The 17,232-nt window shown below is 44.3% G+C and carries 10 protein-coding genes, 24 tRNA genes and 3 rRNA genes; 1 reads left to right on the top strand and 36 read right to left on the bottom strand.

Translation table 11 applies throughout. The features are described 5' to 3' along the window. Nucleotides 1-64 precede the first annotated feature (64 nt). Together MKX29_RS13095 and MKX29_RS13090 are read right to left on the bottom strand one after the other, a co-directional pair. Entirely contained in the window at nt 65-820 is a 756-nt protein-coding gene (locus tag MKX29_RS13095) for a FixH family protein (RefSeq protein ID WP_341105920.1), read from the bottom strand. A gap of 451 nt (nt 821-1,271) precedes the next feature. Beyond that, nucleotides 1,272-2,081: a helix-turn-helix domain-containing protein gene (locus MKX29_RS13090; RefSeq protein WP_341105918.1), complete on the bottom strand. Its 810-nt coding sequence runs from the start codon at nt 2,079-2,081 to the stop codon at nt 1,272-1,274. 133 nt (nt 2,082-2,214) lie between these two features. Here MKX29_RS13090 and MKX29_RS13085 point away from each other — a divergent pair, with 133 nt between their 5' ends. Continuing rightward, nucleotides 2,215-2,421 (top strand): helix-turn-helix domain-containing protein, encoded by a 207-nt coding sequence (locus MKX29_RS13085; protein ID WP_341105916.1) that lies wholly within the window; start codon nt 2,215-2,217, stop codon nt 2,419-2,421. Here the strand turns inward: MKX29_RS13085 and MKX29_RS13080 are convergent. The 34 genes from MKX29_RS13080 to MKX29_RS12915 all read right to left on the bottom strand — a co-directional run bounded on the left by MKX29_RS13080 (nt 2,413) and on the right by MKX29_RS12915 (nt 17,139). Beyond that, nucleotides 2,413-3,063, bottom strand: a complete 651-nt coding sequence (locus tag MKX29_RS13080; protein ID WP_341105914.1) for a hypothetical protein — start codon at nt 3,061-3,063, stop codon at nt 2,413-2,415. The genes MKX29_RS13085 and MKX29_RS13080 overlap by 9 nt on opposite strands. Then, nucleotides 3,041-4,186, bottom strand: coding sequence for an FtsK/SpoIIIE domain-containing protein (locus MKX29_RS13075; RefSeq protein WP_341105912.1), 1,146 nt, complete (start codon nt 4,184-4,186; stop codon nt 3,041-3,043). Before MKX29_RS13075 ends, MKX29_RS13080 begins: the two co-directional genes overlap by 23 nt. Further along, nucleotides 4,183-4,920, bottom strand: coding sequence for a helix-turn-helix domain-containing protein (locus MKX29_RS13070; RefSeq protein WP_341105910.1), 738 nt, complete (start codon nt 4,918-4,920; stop codon nt 4,183-4,185). Before MKX29_RS13070 ends, MKX29_RS13075 begins: the two co-directional genes overlap by 4 nt. A 214-nt stretch (nt 4,921-5,134) precedes the next feature. Then, nucleotides 5,135-6,118, bottom strand: a complete 984-nt coding sequence (locus MKX29_RS13065; protein ID WP_341105908.1) for a tyrosine-type recombinase/integrase — start codon at nt 6,116-6,118, stop codon at nt 5,135-5,137. Nucleotides 6,119-6,238: 120 nt separating this feature from the next. Beyond that, a tRNA-Arg gene (locus MKX29_RS13060) sits at nt 6,239-6,312 on the bottom strand. A 15-nt stretch (nt 6,313-6,327) separates the two neighbouring features. Then, nucleotides 6,328-6,402 (bottom strand) — tRNA-Asn (locus tag MKX29_RS13055). Between the two features lie 10 nt (nt 6,403-6,412). Next, nucleotides 6,413-6,489, bottom strand: a tRNA-Ile gene (locus tag MKX29_RS13050). A gap of 7 nt (nt 6,490-6,496) precedes the next feature. Next, nucleotides 6,497-6,567, bottom strand: a tRNA-Gly gene (locus MKX29_RS13045). A 17-nt stretch (nt 6,568-6,584) separates the two neighbouring features. Beyond that, nucleotides 6,585-6,666 (bottom strand) — tRNA-Leu (locus MKX29_RS13040). Nucleotides 6,667-6,670: 4 nt separating this feature from the next. Beyond that, a tRNA-Cys gene (locus MKX29_RS13035) sits at nt 6,671-6,741 on the bottom strand. 4 nt (nt 6,742-6,745) lie between these two features. After that, nucleotides 6,746-6,817, bottom strand: a tRNA-Gln gene (locus tag MKX29_RS13030). Between the two features lie 16 nt (nt 6,818-6,833). Then, nucleotides 6,834-6,909, bottom strand: a tRNA-His gene (locus MKX29_RS13025). A gap of 6 nt (nt 6,910-6,915) precedes the next feature. Next, nucleotides 6,916-6,989: transfer RNA gene (locus MKX29_RS13020), tRNA-Trp, on the bottom strand. A gap of 3 nt (nt 6,990-6,992) precedes the next feature. Next, nucleotides 6,993-7,076: transfer RNA gene (locus MKX29_RS13015), tRNA-Tyr, on the bottom strand. A 13-nt stretch (nt 7,077-7,089) separates the two neighbouring features. After that, nucleotides 7,090-7,165, bottom strand: a tRNA-Phe gene (locus tag MKX29_RS13010). A gap of 19 nt (nt 7,166-7,184) precedes the next feature. Continuing rightward, nucleotides 7,185-7,261 (bottom strand) — tRNA-Asp (locus tag MKX29_RS13005). Between the two features lie 3 nt (nt 7,262-7,264). Then, nucleotides 7,265-7,338: transfer RNA gene (locus MKX29_RS13000), tRNA-Met, on the bottom strand. A 14-nt stretch (nt 7,339-7,352) separates the two neighbouring features. After that, nucleotides 7,353-7,445, bottom strand: a tRNA-Ser gene (locus MKX29_RS12995). A 16-nt stretch (nt 7,446-7,461) separates the two neighbouring features. Next, nucleotides 7,462-7,535: transfer RNA gene (locus MKX29_RS12990), tRNA-Met, on the bottom strand. Between the two features lie 27 nt (nt 7,536-7,562). Further along, a tRNA-Ala gene (locus tag MKX29_RS12985) sits at nt 7,563-7,638 on the bottom strand. A 13-nt stretch (nt 7,639-7,651) separates the two neighbouring features. Next, nucleotides 7,652-7,728, bottom strand: a tRNA-Pro gene (locus tag MKX29_RS12980). An 8-nt stretch (nt 7,729-7,736) separates the two neighbouring features. After that, nucleotides 7,737-7,810, bottom strand: a tRNA-Arg gene (locus MKX29_RS12975). A gap of 3 nt (nt 7,811-7,813) precedes the next feature. Further along, a tRNA-Gly gene (locus tag MKX29_RS12970) sits at nt 7,814-7,888 on the bottom strand. Between the two features lie 21 nt (nt 7,889-7,909). After that, nucleotides 7,910-7,991, bottom strand: a tRNA-Leu gene (locus MKX29_RS12965). A 9-nt stretch (nt 7,992-8,000) separates the two neighbouring features. Then, nucleotides 8,001-8,076 (bottom strand) — tRNA-Lys (locus tag MKX29_RS12960). A 14-nt stretch (nt 8,077-8,090) separates the two neighbouring features. Then, nucleotides 8,091-8,166 (bottom strand) — tRNA-Thr (locus tag MKX29_RS12955). Nucleotides 8,167-8,181: 15 nt separating this feature from the next. Beyond that, nucleotides 8,182-8,257: transfer RNA gene (locus tag MKX29_RS12950), tRNA-Val, on the bottom strand. 4 nt (nt 8,258-8,261) lie between these two features. Next, nucleotides 8,262-8,336 (bottom strand) — tRNA-Glu (locus MKX29_RS12945). A gap of 30 nt (nt 8,337-8,366) precedes the next feature. After that, nucleotides 8,367-8,483, bottom strand: a 5S ribosomal RNA gene (rrf, locus tag MKX29_RS12940). Between the two features lie 272 nt (nt 8,484-8,755). Next, nucleotides 8,756-11,688, bottom strand: a 23S ribosomal RNA gene (locus tag MKX29_RS12935). Between the two features lie 392 nt (nt 11,689-12,080). Next, nucleotides 12,081-13,629: ribosomal RNA gene (locus tag MKX29_RS12930) — 16S ribosomal RNA — on the bottom strand. Together the 16S, 23S and 5S rRNA genes with 24 tRNA genes alongside form the textbook arrangement of a ribosomal RNA operon. Nucleotides 13,630-13,955: 326 nt before the next feature. Further along, nucleotides 13,956-14,735 carry an amino acid ABC transporter ATP-binding protein gene (locus tag MKX29_RS12925; protein WP_263624454.1) on the bottom strand — a complete coding sequence of 260 codons (780 nt, stop codon included), beginning with the start codon at nt 14,733-14,735 and terminating at the stop codon, nt 13,956-13,958. Nucleotides 14,736-14,749: 14 nt separating this feature from the next. Beyond that, entirely contained in the window at nt 14,750-15,955 is a 1,206-nt protein-coding gene (locus tag MKX29_RS12920; protein ID WP_341105904.1) for an amino acid ABC transporter permease, read from the bottom strand. Between the two features lie 8 nt (nt 15,956-15,963). Beyond that, nucleotides 15,964-17,139, bottom strand: coding sequence for an amino acid ABC transporter permease (locus MKX29_RS12915; RefSeq protein ID WP_445662707.1), 1,176 nt, complete (start codon nt 17,137-17,139; stop codon nt 15,964-15,966). Between the last annotated feature and the right edge of the window lie 93 nt (nt 17,140-17,232).

Below are 17,232 nucleotides of genomic sequence, written 5' to 3'. Positions count from 1 at the left end.
GTACATTATTAAATAAGATAAAAAAGATATTTGCATATGCAAATATCTTTCTTTTACTGTTAATTTACTTTACTATGACCTCAAATTCACTATGTTCATGTAATCCTTCATCATTTTCAACATGAACGACAATCTTGTATGTTCCATTATCAGTAAATGCATGTGTTGCTGTATACATCCCACTAGTTTCCTCTACTGCATCTACCCAAGCCACCTGATGTTCATCAATCGTTTGAACGATTTCTAACCTCACATTAGCCTCTTCAAGTCCTTGTTCTTCTTTCGTAATATGAATATCAAATGGAGTTTCCTCATTCGTCTTAATATCAGCAGTAGGACTTATATGTATCGCTACATTTCCATCATGCTCATGTGTGCTATGGCCTTGATTTTCTTCTTCGCTATCTATTTCAGCACTGCCTACCGCCACTTTAACTTTAGGCATAGTGTGCATACTTCTTGCGGTGACATGTGACTGAATATGATAGATAGCATCTTTTTCAAATATATAGGATGCAACATACTTTCCATCATTCTCATGTTCTGCTTCTATTAATTCACTATTATCCTTTTTCCCATCTTCCCACAATTCAAATTTTACTTCATCTGCATCTTCCACAGACTCGTCTCCCTGTGTAACAGTAACTTCTAAGCGTACTTCTTCGTTCCTTTTAATCTGACTTGGTATCGAGATACTGGCATCGATTGCAGCAGGAACTGATCCTTCGCCACCACTAGAGTTTGCATCATTCCCCGCATTTCCACAAGCAGCAAGAAAAATAATCATGATTACAGAAAACGTTGATATCCACTTCTTCATAAAAAGCCCCTCTTTCTTAAACATCTAATCTTTCTCATCTATTTTACTAATAATATGTGTTAGAAAAGTGAAATAATTTGTTAATGAGAGAAATATGTAAAATAAAGAAAATATAGGTATATAAAAAGATTTATTAGGAGAAACTTCTATTACAAGTGTAAATCCCCCTTGTTGGCTTCCATTTATGGAAGCTTTTTTTTTACTTTTCTACAACGCTTTCAACTAGATGCCTAGAAGCTTAATTTAAAATTAATCATACAAAAAAAGCTCATAAACCTTATAGAAGATTTAAGAGCTTTGACGCGCCTTAGAGGATTCGAACCTCTGACCCGAAAAGAAGCATACGCTATATCAACCGTTAATTGATGCGGTCACTGGTACGGTCATTTACCGATCTTTCGACCATTTGAGTATAACACGCCACTTTATAAAAGAAAAGCGCGGCATTTCTTTACGAGTTCAGCCAATCGTAATCCGGCACTGGCGAAGGCTCTACGGAAGCATTCTGACGCAATACTTGCGATGTTGTCGTCTGCCAAGCGCGGTATAAATAATTTTCGAGGCTATGTAATTTACGCTGCTTGTACTTTAATATCGCGTTAAAGAACGTTTCTACAAACGGAGTAGCGTTATCCTCGATGATGATATCGTTATGTATTGATCGTTTAGCTCGAAGCAATATGCCGTAATATTTATAGATTCCCTCAGCGTCAAAATATCGTTCCATTGCGTCGTATATTTCGCTTGGTAGCGAGCTTTTCAATGCTTGCGAAGGAATGACTGACGTATCTAATACGTTGTTTTTTGAAAGATTAATAGAATTAAAAGGTTCGTTTTCATTTTTCGTCGTTTGCGTCTTTGTCTCCGTAGGCATTTCGCGTTCCTCACGATTGGACAAAGTCGACTGGTCATTGCGAGTAGCACGCAGCTCATTTTGCTTAAAAGGAAGGACGCGGAGTATGTTAGCGCCCTTGCCTCCGTTTACTTTGCGCATGGTTGCAACCTTTTCGATAATGCCTAGCTCCGCCAACTTATTAACGATACGGCGCGCCGTCTTTTCGCTCTTGTCGATTAGTTTCGCGAGCGTCGTCGCTTTTAAATGCGCAGCGCCTGCGAACTTGACCGCATAGCGAGCGATAGTATTAAGGGCAGCGCTATCCGTATCATTAAGGCTGAACGCGTTGTTCTTTAAATGTGCGTCTACATTTGCGTTTAATTCCTGTGTCGAATTGAAAGTCTGATAGTCCGATAGATAGTGCATCAGTTTACGCTCCTTTTTACGTCGATTTATATATTATTATATATCGCTATACCAATATGTCAATTACTTATTTACAAAATATCGATATAACGTTATAATCAAATCAACTTATAAGGACAAGGAGTGTAGCCGAATGCTTTACGTAAAGGTATCGGATATTTTAGCTGAAAGAAATATTACGCGGTCGGCACTCGCAGAAATGACGGGCTTGCGACCGAATGTTATCAGCGAAATTTGCAACAACCAACGTACGACTATTAATCGCGAGCATATTGCGCGCATTGCTAAAGCGCTTGAAATAGCTGACGTTAGCGAGCTACTTGAGCTTCGTTCACTTTAAGATCATTCGAATACCTTCTGACGCTGACAGTTGTTTCGGCTTCTGTTCTACGGGCTTACGCAGCGACTGTATGAAGGCGGTAAATGTCTTTGCTTGAAATATACGGAATGGGTAGTCGATTGCATTTATCGCGTAAGGGCGTTCACTGAGGATGAGTACATGCGGAAAGTTTCCAGGCAACGAACCATCGCGATAAAACTTAACATAACGATCAAGCTTTTCGGTCATCTGACGATCGCTATAAAGCGTGCGCTGTACCTCAACGAAGAAACCCGTTTTGCGATAGCGACAATAAATGTCGGGCTCAACAGTCCCTTTGCGTCCATACTTCGGCTCAACTACGAATGTTTCTAGCGCGCCTAGCTTGCGCAATTCTTTGTAGACGTCAAGTATTGCGAGAAAGTGACCTATCTTTGCGCTGTTCTTTTTTAATTGCGTTTCTACGCTGAAGTATAGGAAAGGAACGAAAGCTTTTGAACGCGTAATATGTCCGTCCCTACATAGCCGTAGCAATACGTTATTTGCGGAATAGTTAGGACGTTTATTGTGCGTAAAATGGATTTCCGCTATGCTGTCTCGGTCCATTACGCGGAATCGATTAAGGTCCGCTATAATCTCCTTATCTCTCTTCGTTAATGGCATCGTTAAACACATCCTCTTCCGTTAGATTCGCTTGCTCCTGTATAACAGTCTTATTTTTACCTTTCGCTATCATGAACGGATTTAATAACTCTTTAGCTCGCTCCATTTCGAGATATGGCGCTTGTAATTCGTAGAGTCTATCGCTATTCATAATGAACTGACCTGGCTCCGTTAACTTTTCTGCATCCGGCGTATTAACAATGCGAGCTTCCGTTTTATCCCGCAATTTAAAGCCCATGCTCACCGTCAAATTTGCGCGTATAGTCGTGTCTAACACTTTGGCGTTCGGTCTTTGCATCGAAAGTATAGCGAAAACTCCCAGCGTCCTACCTATCGCAACAATCTCCGTCAATATTTCCATAACCGTTTCGTCTTTGCGCAACATAACGAACTCATCGATACATACAACTATATAGGGACGCTTGTGTTCCGCCGGCAAATCATCAACGTGACTTACTTCGAAAGTTTCCGTTAAGTCGCTGCGTTCGTCTAACTCTCTCTTTATATGCGCTAACATATGCGCAATTTCTTTGCCGCTGCTTAAAACGGATTTAACGTGCTCTACTTTGCGAAAAATGTGAAACTCCGACTTTTTACAGTCGCCGAGATATAGCTCTAGCTCGCTAGGCTTTTTCGTAAGTATTAGCGTGGTTAGAATCGATCGTAGCTGCGTTGATTTACCGCTACCAGTTTCTCCCGCAATCAAAATATGTGGCTGCTTAAGTAAATCGAATGATACTATTTCGCCAGCCCTCTCTTTCCCGCAGATGATGCCAAGTTTGTGCTTTACTACATATTCGCGAATCTCATCGATATCATAAGGCATGTCATTCGAAAGTGCTTGCGCATAGACCGTCAATGTGAACAGTTTTATTTCGCCATCTAACCGCACTTGCTCGCCAAAGTGTTGCATAATCGCAAAGTAATTTCGTTTTAATTTGTCGGGATTTAAGCCGTTTGGCAATGAGAAGGTATATTGCGTTGAGTGTGCTTTGATTTTAACGGAATGTATTTTCGGAAAGACTGGTCGCTCTGCTGTGCCGAGATATATTTCGCCACTTTTGAATGCGTTGACTAAGCGTTTCCTTGCGTTTAGACTCGCAACAAGTTCGCGCAGTGTCATTTTAACCACCCGATTAACGCGTTCGTTTCGATAAAATACACGCCTGCAACTAGCCCAGCTAACGGCAATAAAATCCGCAATACTGTTCCCACTCCGTGAAACCCGTAAGTCTCTGCCGTCTTGTCTGCTGCCGCAATTAAAATCGTCGACCCGGCCGCTAACAACATCGTTCCTGTAAACATCATTTCTACTAGTTCTCTCCTAGAACAGTTATAGCCGAAAATCCTCTCTGGATTACTGCCGTTATATTTTTTCGACGTTTCTTTTCTGCATTGAGGGCATTCATAATATAAACCAAAAGGTCTATCTTTCTCTCTATACCATTTATTCAAATTTGTTTCAGTTTGGCATCTAGGGCATATGATAAGCATATTTTCTTTTACTCTTCTAAATCCCTTCATATCAAAGTACTCATGTAATCCACCGTATTTTTTATTAACATAGTTGCCTATTCGAATAGTATCCTCATTATAGTTTTTTGAAAATGTAAATTCTCCTTCGTAAGCTTTCCATAATATTTTCTCTAACTCATCTTCCTCCCATAGCCATTCAAAATTTTGATAAAGGTGTTTTTTATCCTCTTCGTCATCGAACGGAGTATAGACTTCAATTATCCCCCTACTAATTAACCTATTAATCTTTGAATGATGAACGCCTAAAATTTTCGAAACCTTATTCGGTCTATAACCCTCGTCTAACAATTTTTGTGCTAATAATACTAATTCACCACTCAAATTCACTCAACTCCTTGCGTAAGTTATATATCGTGTTGCGTAGATTTATTATCGTAAATCTGTTCCCTTACTTTAAATAACGATTTCGCCTCGAATTTCTGACATGAAAATCGCAAATTTTTTTCGTCTTACAGTTTAAATAACGGATAACTTTCGTAAAGTGGATGTTTTTAGGCAAAAAAAATCGCCAATCCCGAAGGACTGACGATATCTTCTATAAATATTTACGCAAATTTTCCGCAACTTCTTCTTTATCTAAATGCAAATATTGCGTTGTAACGGCTAGATTGCTATGTCCTAGCGCTTTACTAATCTCCGCAACATTAGCCCCTTTACTAAGCAAAGACTTCGCAAAGCCCCTTCTCAGCGCGTGAGGATTAATGTTCTTTAGCCCGTACATTTTAGCGTAATAATTAAGCCGTTTCTGAATATTATTATGTGTAGGACTATTCGATATGATACCGCCATGCTTCGTAATAAACACATAATCATTCTTGCGACAATACGCTTTTCTAATCTGATCGTTCTGACGCATAAGCACGTCCAACAACTTCGCAAGCGTATCGTCGAACGGTAAAAGTATCTGATTATGATTTTTCAGTATTGCACCATCTAGACGCAGCAATCGCTCGTTAAAATCGACGTGCTTGCCTTCGAGATACGAAACGGTGCCAATACGTATGCCCGTCTTAAACATTAGATAGGCTGCGGTCGCATCGCGCAACTGAACGAAGTCTCCTAGGTCGAGCACGGATAGCAGGCGCTTAACGTCCTTTTCTGTCGCGCCCTCCTTAATCTTTTGGTCAACGCGAATAGTGACCTTTTTCCAAAACGGCGCGTCTATCCAACCGTTTCCGTGGCAACGCGATAAAAACGCTTTTATACATTTTAGTCGCGTAAGCTTCGTCTGATTGCTTACGTCCATGAGCGAAAGCCACTCGTATATTTTATTGCTGTCAATTTCATCGAGATAGTTAACGCCCGTAAGCTTAATAAACAACGTTACATAACGCTCATAGTCGCCTATTGTCCTCGGTCTGTTACCGCTAATTTCCATCTGACGCGTGATAATTTCGAGAGCGCGCGTTAAAAGCATTCGGTCATTAGGCGGAATCGCTTTGGCTTTAGGCGCGGCATTATTCGAAAATATTCCGTTTAAATCGTCGGAAACTGAGAATATTTCCTTCTTTTTCGGCAAAATAAAAACCTCCTAGCTAAGTCAAATATCGAGTATAATCGGCAATTTGACCGTTACACTGACCGTTTCATTTGACGGGCTAGAAGGTTGATATAGCGGGCTTTTCAGCGAGAGCTTTGACGCGCCTTAGAGGATTCGAACCTCTGACCCACAGCTTAGAAGGCTGTTGCTCTATCCAGCTGAGCTAAAGGCGCAAACTAAAATATGTATGGCTCCGCAGGTAGGATTCGAACCTACGACCGTTCGGTTAACAGCCGAATGCTCTACCACTGAGCTACTGCGGAATAATATAAATGGTGGGCCTAAATGGACTCGAACCATCGACCTCACGCTTATCAGGCGTGCGCTCTAACCAGCTGAGCTATAGGCCCCTATTTAAGCGGGTGAAGGGAATCGAACCCTCATCATCAGCTTGGAAGGCTGAGGTTTTACCACTAAACTACACCCGCATTTAAGAACTTCAACATACCGGTGGTCGGGGTCGAACCGACACTCCCGAAGGAACACGATTTTGAGTCGTGCGCGTCTGCCAATTCCGCCACACCGGCATAAAGGCAACACCCGGATTTGAACCGGGGATAAAGGTTTTGCAGACCTCTGCCTTACCACTTGGCTATGCTGCCATAACTGGGCTAGTAGGGTTCGAACCTACGAATGACGGAATCAAAATCCGTTGCCTTACCACTTGGCTATAGCCCAACAAAATATTTAAAAATGGGGCGGCTGATGGGAATCGAACCCACGAATGTCGGAACCACAATCCGATGCGTTAACCACTTCGCCACAACCGCCATGAATGGCAGGGGTAGTAGGAATCGAACCCACATCAAAGGTTTTGGAGACCTTCGTTTTACCATTAAACTATACCCCTAGATGGTGGAGGGGGGCAGATTCGAACTGCCGAACCCGAAGGAGCGGATTTACAGTCCGCCGCGTTTAGCCACTTCGCTACCCCTCCAAAAAAGAATAAATGGTGGCTCAGGACGGAATCGAACCGCCGACACAAGGATTTTCAGTCCTTTGCTCTACCGACTGAGCTACTGAGCCAAAATAATAAATATGTAAATGGCGGTCCGGACGGGACTCGAACCCGCGACCTCCTGCGTGACAGGCAGGCATTCTAACCAACTGAACTACCGGACCAGATTGCGGGGGCAGGATTTGAACCTGCGACCTTCGGGTTATGAGCCCGACGAGCTACCGGACTGCTCCACCCCGCGATAATAAATATTAATGGCGGAGGAAGAGGGATTCGAACCCCCGCGGGCTTTAACACCCCTGTCGGTTTTCAAGACCGATCCCTTCAGCCAGACTTGGGTATTCCTCCATTAATAAAAAAGCAATAGCGGCGGAGGGGATCGAACCCCCGACCTCACGGGTATGAACCGTACGCTCTAGCCAGCTGAGCTACACCGCCATAAAATATATTTTATAAAAATTAAATTGGTGGAGCCTAGCGGGATCGAACCGCTGACCTCCTGCGTGCAAAGCAGGCGCTCTCCCAGCTGAGCTAAGGCCCCTAAAAAGTATTCGTGGTCGGGAAGACAGGATTCGAACCTGCGACCCCTTGGTCCCAAACCAAGTGCTCTACCAAGCTGAGCTACTTCCCGAAATAAAGCGCGCCCGAGAGGAGTCGAACCCCTAACCTTTTGATCCGTAGTCAAACGCTCTATCCAATTGAGCTACGGGCGCATCTGGAGCGGAAGACGGGATTCGAACCCGCGACCCTCACCTTGGCAAGGTGATGTTCTACCACTGAACTACTTCCGCAACTATTCATTATAAAACTAATGCGGGTGAAGGGAGTCGAACCCCCACGCCTTGCGGCGCCAGATCCTAAGTCTGGTGCGTCTGCCAATTCCGCCACACCCGCAAATTTAAATGGTGAGCCATGAAGGACTCGAACCTTCGACCCTCTGATTAAAAGTCAGATGCTCTACCAACTGAGCTAATGGCTCGTACAAAGCACGAGTGGTGCCGGCCAGAGGACTTGAACCCCCAACCTACTGATTACAAGTCAGTTGCTCTACCAATTGAGCTAGGCCGGCAAATATACAAAAAAATGGTGGAGGATGACGGGATCGAACCGCCGACCCTCTGCTTGTAAGGCAGATGCTCTCCCAGCTGAGCTAATCCTCCAAAATGGTGACCCCTACGGGATTCGAACCCGTGTTACCGCCGTGAAAGGGCGGTGTCTTAACCGCTTGACCAAGGGGCCAAAAAATAACCCCAAAAAATGGGGTAGTTTGCCCGGCAGCGTCCTACTCTCACAAGGGGACAGCCCCTAACTACCATCGGCGCTGAGAAGCTTAACTTCCGTGTTCGGTATGGGAACGGGTGTGACCTTCTCGCTATCGCCACCGAACTATAAAATTGTAAGGGAATCGTTCCCTCAAAACTAGGTAATGTTGAAGAAGATTGTTATTGAGTAATCGCCTGAATGCGTACTGTAGGCTACTACTTACGTAGTGCTGTCTAGCTGCGGCGGCTAGTAGCCGCCCGCATTTCGAATTGTCCAGCTACAGCGCCTAGGTGCTCGAGGTCATAAGTCAAATTTGTCATGAGGTTAAAGAACAACCTCCTGTCAAATCCGTCTTATGCTTGTCGCACCTGTGCAAGGCGCTTTCGCTTTTCGTTTTGGTTAAGTCCTCGATCGATTAGTATTAGTCAGCTACATGTGTCGCCACACTTCCACCTCTAACCTATCAACCTGATCATCTTTCAGGGATCTTACTAGCTTGCGCTATGGGAAATCTCATCTCGAGGGGGGCTTCATGCTTAGATGCTTTCAGCACTTATCCCTTCCGCACATAGCTACCCAGCGATGCCTTTGGCAAGACAACTGGTACACCAGCGGTGCGTCCATCCCGGTCCTCTCGTACTAAGGACAGCTCCTCTCAAATTTCCTGCGCCCACGACGGATAGGGACCGAACTGTCTCACGACGTTCTGAACCCAGCTCGCGTACCGCTTTAATGGGCGAACAGCCCAACCCTTGGGACCGACTACAGCCCCAGGATGCGATGAGCCGACATCGAGGTGCCAAACCTCCCCGTCGATGTGGACTCTTGGGGGAGATAAGCCTGTTATCCCCGGGGTAGCTTTTATCCGTTGAGCGATGGCCCTTCCATGCGGAACCACCGGATCACTAAGCCCGACTTTCGTCCCTGCTCGACTTGTAGGTCTCGCAGTCAAGCTCCCTTGTGCCTTTACACTCTACGAATGATTTCCAACCATTCTGAGGGAACCTTTGGGCGCCTCCGTTACTCTTTAGGAGGCGACCGCCCCAGTCAAACTGCCCACCTGACACTGTCTCCCATCCCGATAAGGGATGTGGGTTAGAATTTCAATACAGCCAGGGTAGTATCCCACCGACGCCTCCACCGAAGCTAGCGCTCCGGCTTCTAAGGCTCCTACCTATCCTGTACAAGCTGTACCAAAATTCAATATCAGGCTACAGTAAAGCTCCACGGGGTCTTTCCGTCCTGTCGCGGGTAACCTGCATCTTCACAGGTACTATAATTTCACCGAGTCTCTCGTTGAGACAGTGCCCAGATCGTTACGCCTTTCGTGCGGGTCGGAACTTACCCGACAAGGAATTTCGCTACCTTAGGACCGTTATAGTTACGGCCGCCGTTTACTGGGGCTTCGATTCAAAGCTTCGCGTGAGCTAACCTCTCCTCTTAACCTTCCAGCACCGGGCAGGCGTCAGCCCCTATACTTCGCCTTGCGGCTTCGCAGAGACCTGTGTTTTTGCTAAACAGTCGCCTGGGCCTATTCACTGCGGCTCATCAAGGCTTTAACACCCTAATGAGCACCCCTTCTCCCGAAGTTACGGGGTCATTTTGCCGAGTTCCTTAACGAGAGTTCTCTCGCTCACCTTAGGATTCTCTCCTCGCCTACCTGTGTCGGTTTGCGGTACGGGCACCTTATTCCTCGCTAGAGGCTTTTCTTGGCAGTGTGGAATCAAGAACTTCGGTACTAAATTTCCCTCGCTATCACAGCTCAAGGTATATGACCATGGGATTTGCCTCATGGTCCCTCTAACTGCTTAGACGCACATCCAATCGTGCGCTTACCCTATCCTCCTGCGTCCCCCCATCACTCAAACAGAATACGGTGGTACAGGAATATCAACCTGTTGTCCATCGCCTACGCTTTTCAGCCTCGGCTTAGGTCCCGACTAACCCTGAGCGGACGAGCCTTCCTCAGGAAACCTTAGGCATTCGGTGGATGGGATTCTCACCCATCTTTCGCTACTCATACCGGCATTCTCACTTCTAAGCGCTCCACCAGTCCTTACGGTCTAGCTTCAACGCCCTTAGAACGCTCTCCTACCACTGAACATCAACGATGTTCAATCCACAGCTTCGGTGATACGTTTAGCCCCGGTACATTTTCGGCGCGGAGTCACTCGACCAGTGAGCTATTACGCACTCTTTAAATGGTGGCTGCTTCTAAGCCAACATCCTGGTTGTCTAAGCAACTCCACATCCTTTTCCACTTAACGTATACTTTGGGACCTTAGCTGGTGGTCTGGGCTGTTTCCCTCTTGACTACGGATCTTATCACTCGCAGTCTGACTCCCATGGATAAATCTTTGGCATTCGGAGTTTGTCTGAATTCGGTAACCCGATGAGGGCCCCTAGTCCAAACAGTGCTCTACCTCCAAGATTCTTACGCATGAGGCTAGCCCTAAAGCTATTTCGGAGAGAACCAGCTATCTCCAAGTTCGATTGGAATTTCTCCGCTACCCACACCTCATCCCCGCACTTTTCAACGTACGTGGGTTCGGGCCTCCATCCAGTGTTACCTGGACTTCACCCTGGACATGGGTAGATCACCTGGTTTCGGGTCTACGACCACATACTCATTCGCCCTATTCAGACTCGCTTTCGCTACGGCTCCGTCTGTCCAACTTAACCTCGCATGTAATCGTAACTCGCCGGTTCATTCTACAAAAGGCACGCTATCACCCATTAACGGGCTCTAACTACTTGTAGGCACACGGTTTCAGGATCTCTTTCACTCCCCTTCCGGGGTGCTTTTCACCTTTCCCTCACGGTACTGGTTCACTATCGGTCACTAGGGAGTATTTAGCCTTGGGAGATGGTCCTCCCTGCTTCCGACGGGATTTCTCGTGTCCCGCCGTACTCAGGATCCACTCTGGAGGGAACGAAGTTTCAACTACAGGGCTTTTACCTCCTATGGCGGGCCTTTCCAGACCTCTTCGTCTATCTCGTTCCTTTGTAACTCCGTATAGAATGTCCTACAACCCCAAGAGGCAAGCCTCTTGGTTTGGGCTAATCCCGTTTCGCTCGCCGCTACTCAGGGAATCGCGTTTGCTTTCTCTTCCTCCGGGTACTTAGATGTTTCAGTTCCCCGGGTCTGCCTTCCATACCCTATGTATTCAGGTATGGATCCTATCCCATAACGGATAGGGGGTTTCCCCATTCGGAAATCTCCGGATCAAAGCTTACTTACAGCTCCCCGAAGCATATCGGTGTTAGTCCCGTCCTTCATCGGCTCCTAGTGCCAAGGCATTCACCGTGCGCCCTTATTAACTTAACCATTGTTCGGCTTGCGATAAGCTACGCATTTCGGCGTCAGCTCACTCGTCAACATCCTCATGTGCACAAGACGCACACTCCGGTGTTTCCTCGCTCGCTTCCTTGAACTGCTTGCTTCTCACAACCCTCACGGTTGTGTTTTCTTAAAAAAGTTTAGTATCTTTACTCTATTACTATTAAATAGAGAGAAAATAACTAAGGTGGCGATTACTCGGTAATCTTCTTCATTACATTATCTAGTTTTCAAAGAACGATTAATGAATGGTAAGCTTTGGTATTCTCGTCAGCTTACGCTTCCTTGAATCCTTCGCTATTTTCATCTTATTTTGAGAGATTATACTCTCAAAACTGAACGAACAGTCTAACATCAAGTTAATTCCGTATATTCCTTAGAAAGGAGGTGATCCAGCCGCACCTTCCGATACGGCTACCTTGTTACGACTTCACCCCAATCATCTGTCCCACCTTAGGCGGCTGGCTCCAAAAGGTTACCCCACCGACTTCGGGTGTTACAAACTCTCGTGGTGTGACGGGCGGTGTGTACAAGGCCCGGGAACGTATTCACCGCGGCATGCTGATCCGCGATTACTAGCGATTCCGGCTTCATGTAGGCGAGTTGCAGCCTACAATCCGAACTGAGAATGGTTTTATGGGATTGGCTAAACCTCGCGGTCTTGCAGCCCTTTGTACCATCCATTGTAGCACGTGTGTAGCCCAGGTCATAAGGGGCATGATGATTTGACGTCATCCCCACCTTCCTCCGGTTTGTCACCGGCAGTCACCTTAGAGTGCCCAACTGAATGCTGGCAACTAAGATCAAGGGTTGCGCTCGTTGCGGGACTTAACCCAACATCTCACGACACGAGCTGACGACAACCATGCACCACCTGTCACTCTGTCCCCCGAAGGGGAAAGTCCTATCTCTAGGATTGTCAGAGGATGTCAAGACCTGGTAAGGTTCTTCGCGTTGCTTCGAATTAAACCACATGCTCCACCGCTTGTGCGGGCCCCCGTCAATTCCTTTGAGTTTCAACCTTGCGGTCGTACTCCCCAGGCGGAGTGCTTAATGCGTTTGCTGCAGCACTAAAGGGCGGAAACCCTCTAACACTTAGCACTCATCGTTTACGGCGTGGACTACCAGGGTATCTAATCCTGTTTGCTCCCCACGCTTTCGCGCCTCAGCGTCAGTTACAGACCAGAAAGTCGCCTTCGCCACTGGTGTTCCTCCAAATCTCTACGCATTTCACCGCTACACTTGGAATTCCACTTTCCTCTTCTGCACTCAAGTTCCCCAGTTTCCAATGACCCTCCACGGTTGAGCCGTGGGCTTTCACATCAGACTTAAAGAACCGCCTGCGCGCGCTTTACGCCCAATAATTCCGGACAACGCTTGCCACCTACGTATTACCGCGGCTGCTGGCACGTAGTTAGCCGTGGCTTTCTGGTTAGGTACCGTCAAGGTACCGGCAGTTACTCCGATACTTGTTCTTCCCTAACAACAGAGTTTTACGATCCGAAAACCTTCATCACTCACGCGGCGTTGCTCCGTCAGACTTTCGTCCATTGCGGAAGATTCCCTACTGCTGCCTCCCGTAGGAGTCTGGGCCGTGTCTCAGTCCCAGTGTGGCCGATCACCCTCTCAGGTCGGCTACGCATCGTCGCCTTGGTGAGCCGTTACCTCACCAACTAGCTAATGCGCCGCGGGCCCATCTGTAAGTGATAGCAGAACCATCTTTCAATCTAATTATATGTATAAATAGATATTATCCGGTATTAGCCCCGGTTTCCCGGAGTTATCCCAGTCTTACAGGCAGGTTGCCCACGTGTTACTCACCCGTCCGCCGCTAATCTTTGGGAGCAAGCTCCCTCAGATTCGCTCGACTTGCATGTATTAGGCACGCCGCCAGCGTTCGTCCTGAGCCAGGATCAAACTCTCCAATAAAGTGTTTGATTAGCTCATTTGCACCTATGGTGCTTTGTTGCTGATAAATCAGCTTTTTTAGAATTACGCTTGACGTTTTACGTTCGTTCAGTTTTCAAAGAACAATCTCGTTCGCTTCAGAAGCGACCTTCTTAATATATCATTCAGTTCGTTTGATGTCAATAACTTTTTTTAAAATCCTTATGTAAGTTACTGCGTCAGTAACGACTGCTTTAATATAATATCACCTGTTATTATTATTCGTCAATAACTTTTTTAAAAAAATTAATCTATTACATAAATAAAAAAGGAGTCAGCACTTTCATGTTATGCTGACTCCTTTTTTATTATAGTATTTGCGATAAGAACGCTTTCGTCCTTTCATGTTGTGGGTTATCAAATAATTCTACTGGCGTTCCCTCTTCAACAATTTCACCGTAATCAAATAAAACAATACGGTCAGCTACTTGGCGAGCGAACCCCATTTCATGTGTAACAACTACCATTGTCATTCCTGATTCAGCCAACGTCTTCATTACATCCAATACCTCTTTTACCATCTCAGGATCTAACGCTGAGGTCGGTTCATCAAACAACATGATTTTCGGTTGCATCGCCAACGCTCTTGCAATAGCCACCCTTTGTTGTTGCCCACCTGAAAGTTGACCTGGATATTTATCAGCTTGTTCAGGAATACCTACTCTTTCAAGCAACTCTTTCGCGATTTGTTCAGCTTTAGTCTTCTTCCACCTTCTCACCCAAATCGGTGCTAAAGAGATGTTTTTTAGAATCGTCATATGTGGAAAGAGATTAAAAGATTGAAAAACCATCCCTGTTTCTTTTCTTATTTCTTCTATGTTCTTTAAATCATCAGTCAACTCAATACCATCTATTTTTATTTGTCCTTGTTGAAACTCTTCTAAAGCATTAAGGGTGCGAATAAAAGTAGATTTCCCTGAACCAGATGGCCCCAGGACAACAACAACCTCACCTTGTTTCACACTAATATTTACATCTTTTAAAACATGCAGTTGTCCAAACCATTTATTTAATCCCTTTACTTCTATTATATTTTCTCTTTTTTCAATAGGTATATCTATTTTCTCAACTCCAAATATACTTTCCATCTATATATATCCTCCTAACGCTCTCCGGCACCTAAAGTATTTTCCAATCTTCTACTTACATACGACATAAGCGAACAGAATATAAAGTAAATAAACGCGATAAACAGAAATACTTCCATGTTCTTACCTAAAAAGGCGGGATTTGCGATCACCTTTTGTCCCATCCCTAATAATTCAGTTAATCCTACAATTGCTACAAGAGAAGTATCTTTGAAAATTGAGATAAACTGACCAACACAAGCTGGAATCACAGCTTTGATAGCTTGAGGAAGAACAACAAAACCCATGGTATATGTGGAATTCAAACCTAAAGCTTGCGCTGCCTCAAATTGTCCCCTCGGAATTGATTGCAATCCACCTCTTATATTTTCAGCTAAATATGCAGCACTAAATAATGTGAAACCAACCATTGCCCTGAGGACATTACTCACATCAATACTATTACCTAAAAAAAGCGGCAACATTAACTGAAATACAAATAGTATGGTAATTAGAGGGATTCCTCTTATCAGTTCAATATAAATGATACAAAACCATTTCACTACAGGGAGTTTACTTCGTCTTCCTAGAGCTAATAAAACTCCCAAGGGAAAAGAACAAACAATTGCCACACTTGCAATAAGTAGCGTTAATAAGAAACCTCCCCAAATATTAGAATTCACTTTTGGTAAAATTCCGAAACCATTGAATAGAGAAATAACAAGCGGAATAAACAATATCCATAATAATAAAACTGGTATTTTTAGCTTTTTCACTTTTCTTCCTATTATATAAAAGAGGAAAATGCAAATAATATTCCCTACAAGAATAAGCCTCGTATTTGTTTGGATAAATGGTAGGACAAGCGAAACGACCATTAGCCCACCAATAACCAATGCCACATGCTTCATCACTCCTCGCCATAGCCCCCATGAGCTTCCTAAAAGAGCAGAAATGAGAAAAATAGCTACCCAAACTCTCCAAGTCTCCTCTAATGGAAATTGCCCAACCATGAGTAAACGAAAGTTCGTTTCGATCACATTCCAATCAGCTGTAAAAATAAATTTCCCTGTATGGAAGACAACATATAAAATAATGGCAGTTGATACGATGGTTAATATAATATTTGGCCAAGTACCGAATAAGTTTGTCTTTAACCAACTACCTACACCGACTGTTTTTTTAGGCGGTCCCACAACCGAAGTACCAGTAGTTACGTTTATTTGAGGTTCATTGTTCATGCTTACACCTACCTTTCAACGAGTTGCGCTTTCTTATTAAAGTAGTTCATAAATAAAGAAGTAATTAAACTAAATGTTAAATAAACAGCAATCATTATCGCAATAGCCTCTATTGGACGCCCCGCTTGATTCATTACTGTGTTTCCAATACTTACAATCTCTTGATAACCAACTGCAACAGCCAAACTTGAGTTCTTAGTTAAGTTCAAATATTGACTGGTTAAAGGTGGGATGATAATTCTAATGGCCTGTGGGAAAATCACCAATCTGAGAGCTGTTGAATTCTTTAACCCTAATGCTTTCGCAGCTTCAGACTGCCCCTTATTGACTCCATTGACCCCAGCTCGTATGATCTCTGCAATAAATGTAGATGTATAAATGACCAACCCGAGTAATATAGCGGAAAATCCAGGTGATAGGACAAAACCACCATCAAACCCATTTCCTGCAACAGACGGAGCATGGAAGGTTACTGGTGTATTTCCAGTGACTACGTAAGATATAATAGCAATCACCACGATAACGCCAAGCGCCCACAATGATGGAAAATTCTTTTTCCCAGATTCTATTTGTTTCTTTAACATCAAACGATAGACAAAAAGAGCAATTACCAGTGAAACAAGGAATAAAATGCCCCAGAGTAAAATTCCTTGATTTTTTTCATACCAAGGAATAGCTGTACCGCGATTCGAGAAAAGCATCGGTCCAATCTGAAGGGCTTCTTGAATTTTCGGCATTGGTAAAAACACGGCATAAAACCAAATAAATATTTGTACAAGCAATGGTGTATTTCGAAAAATCTCAATGTACACTCCGGCAATTTTACTTAATAACCAGTTATTCGACATTCTCGACAAGCCGACAATCAATCCAAGAATAGTCGTTAAAATAATCCCAAAGAATGCAACCCTCAATGTATTAAGCATGCCTATGAGTAAAGCTTTTCCATATGTATCAGTCGGTTGATAATCAATCATCGCCTCCGAAATAGAAAACCCTGCTGTATTGGCAAGGAAATCGAATCCTAACTGTAAACCTATTTGTCTTAGCCCACTTAAAGCATTGTCAATTAAAAGATATCCGAATACTAAAACGATAATAGCAAATACTACTTGTAAGATAATTGGGATAATCTTTTTATTTCGCCAAAATGGTGGAGAAATCGATTTCTTCTGATTCGACAGTTCACTCACATCTTACACTCCTTTCTAGAGGTACCTATTTAACTAATAGTTTAAAAAAGACCTGCTATAGAGAATTCTCATCAAGCAGGTCTA

Origin of the sequence: Cytobacillus sp. FSL R7-0696 (assembly GCF_038006865.1) — a bacterium.
Taxonomy (GTDB): Bacteria; Bacillota; Bacilli; order Bacillales; family Cytobacillaceae; genus Cytobacillus; species Cytobacillus kochii.
This window is presented reverse-complemented; position numbering and strand designations above follow the sequence as displayed.

Coding starts and splice junctions, on each gene's coding strand:
- MKX29_RS13095 (WP_341105920.1), bottom strand. CDS start 820: ATGAAGAAGTGGATATCAACGTTTTCTGTAATCATGATTATTTTTCTT.
- MKX29_RS13090 (WP_341105918.1), bottom strand. CDS start 2,081: ATGCACTATCTATCGGACTATCAGACTTTCAATTCGACACAGGAATTA.
- MKX29_RS13085 (WP_341105916.1), top strand. CDS start 2,215: ATGCTTTACGTAAAGGTATCGGATATTTTAGCTGAAAGAAATATTACG.
- MKX29_RS13080 (WP_341105914.1), bottom strand. CDS start 3,063: ATGCCATTAACGAAGAGAGATAAGGAGATTATAGCGGACCTTAATCGA.
- MKX29_RS13075 (WP_341105912.1), bottom strand. CDS start 4,186: ATGACACTGCGCGAACTTGTTGCGAGTCTAAACGCAAGGAAACGCTTA.
- MKX29_RS12925 (WP_263624454.1), bottom strand. CDS start 14,735: ATGGAAAGTATATTTGGAGTTGAGAAAATAGATATACCTATTGAAAAA.
- MKX29_RS12920 (WP_341105904.1), bottom strand. CDS start 15,955: ATGAACAATGAACCTCAAATAAACGTAACTACTGGTACTTCGGTTGTG.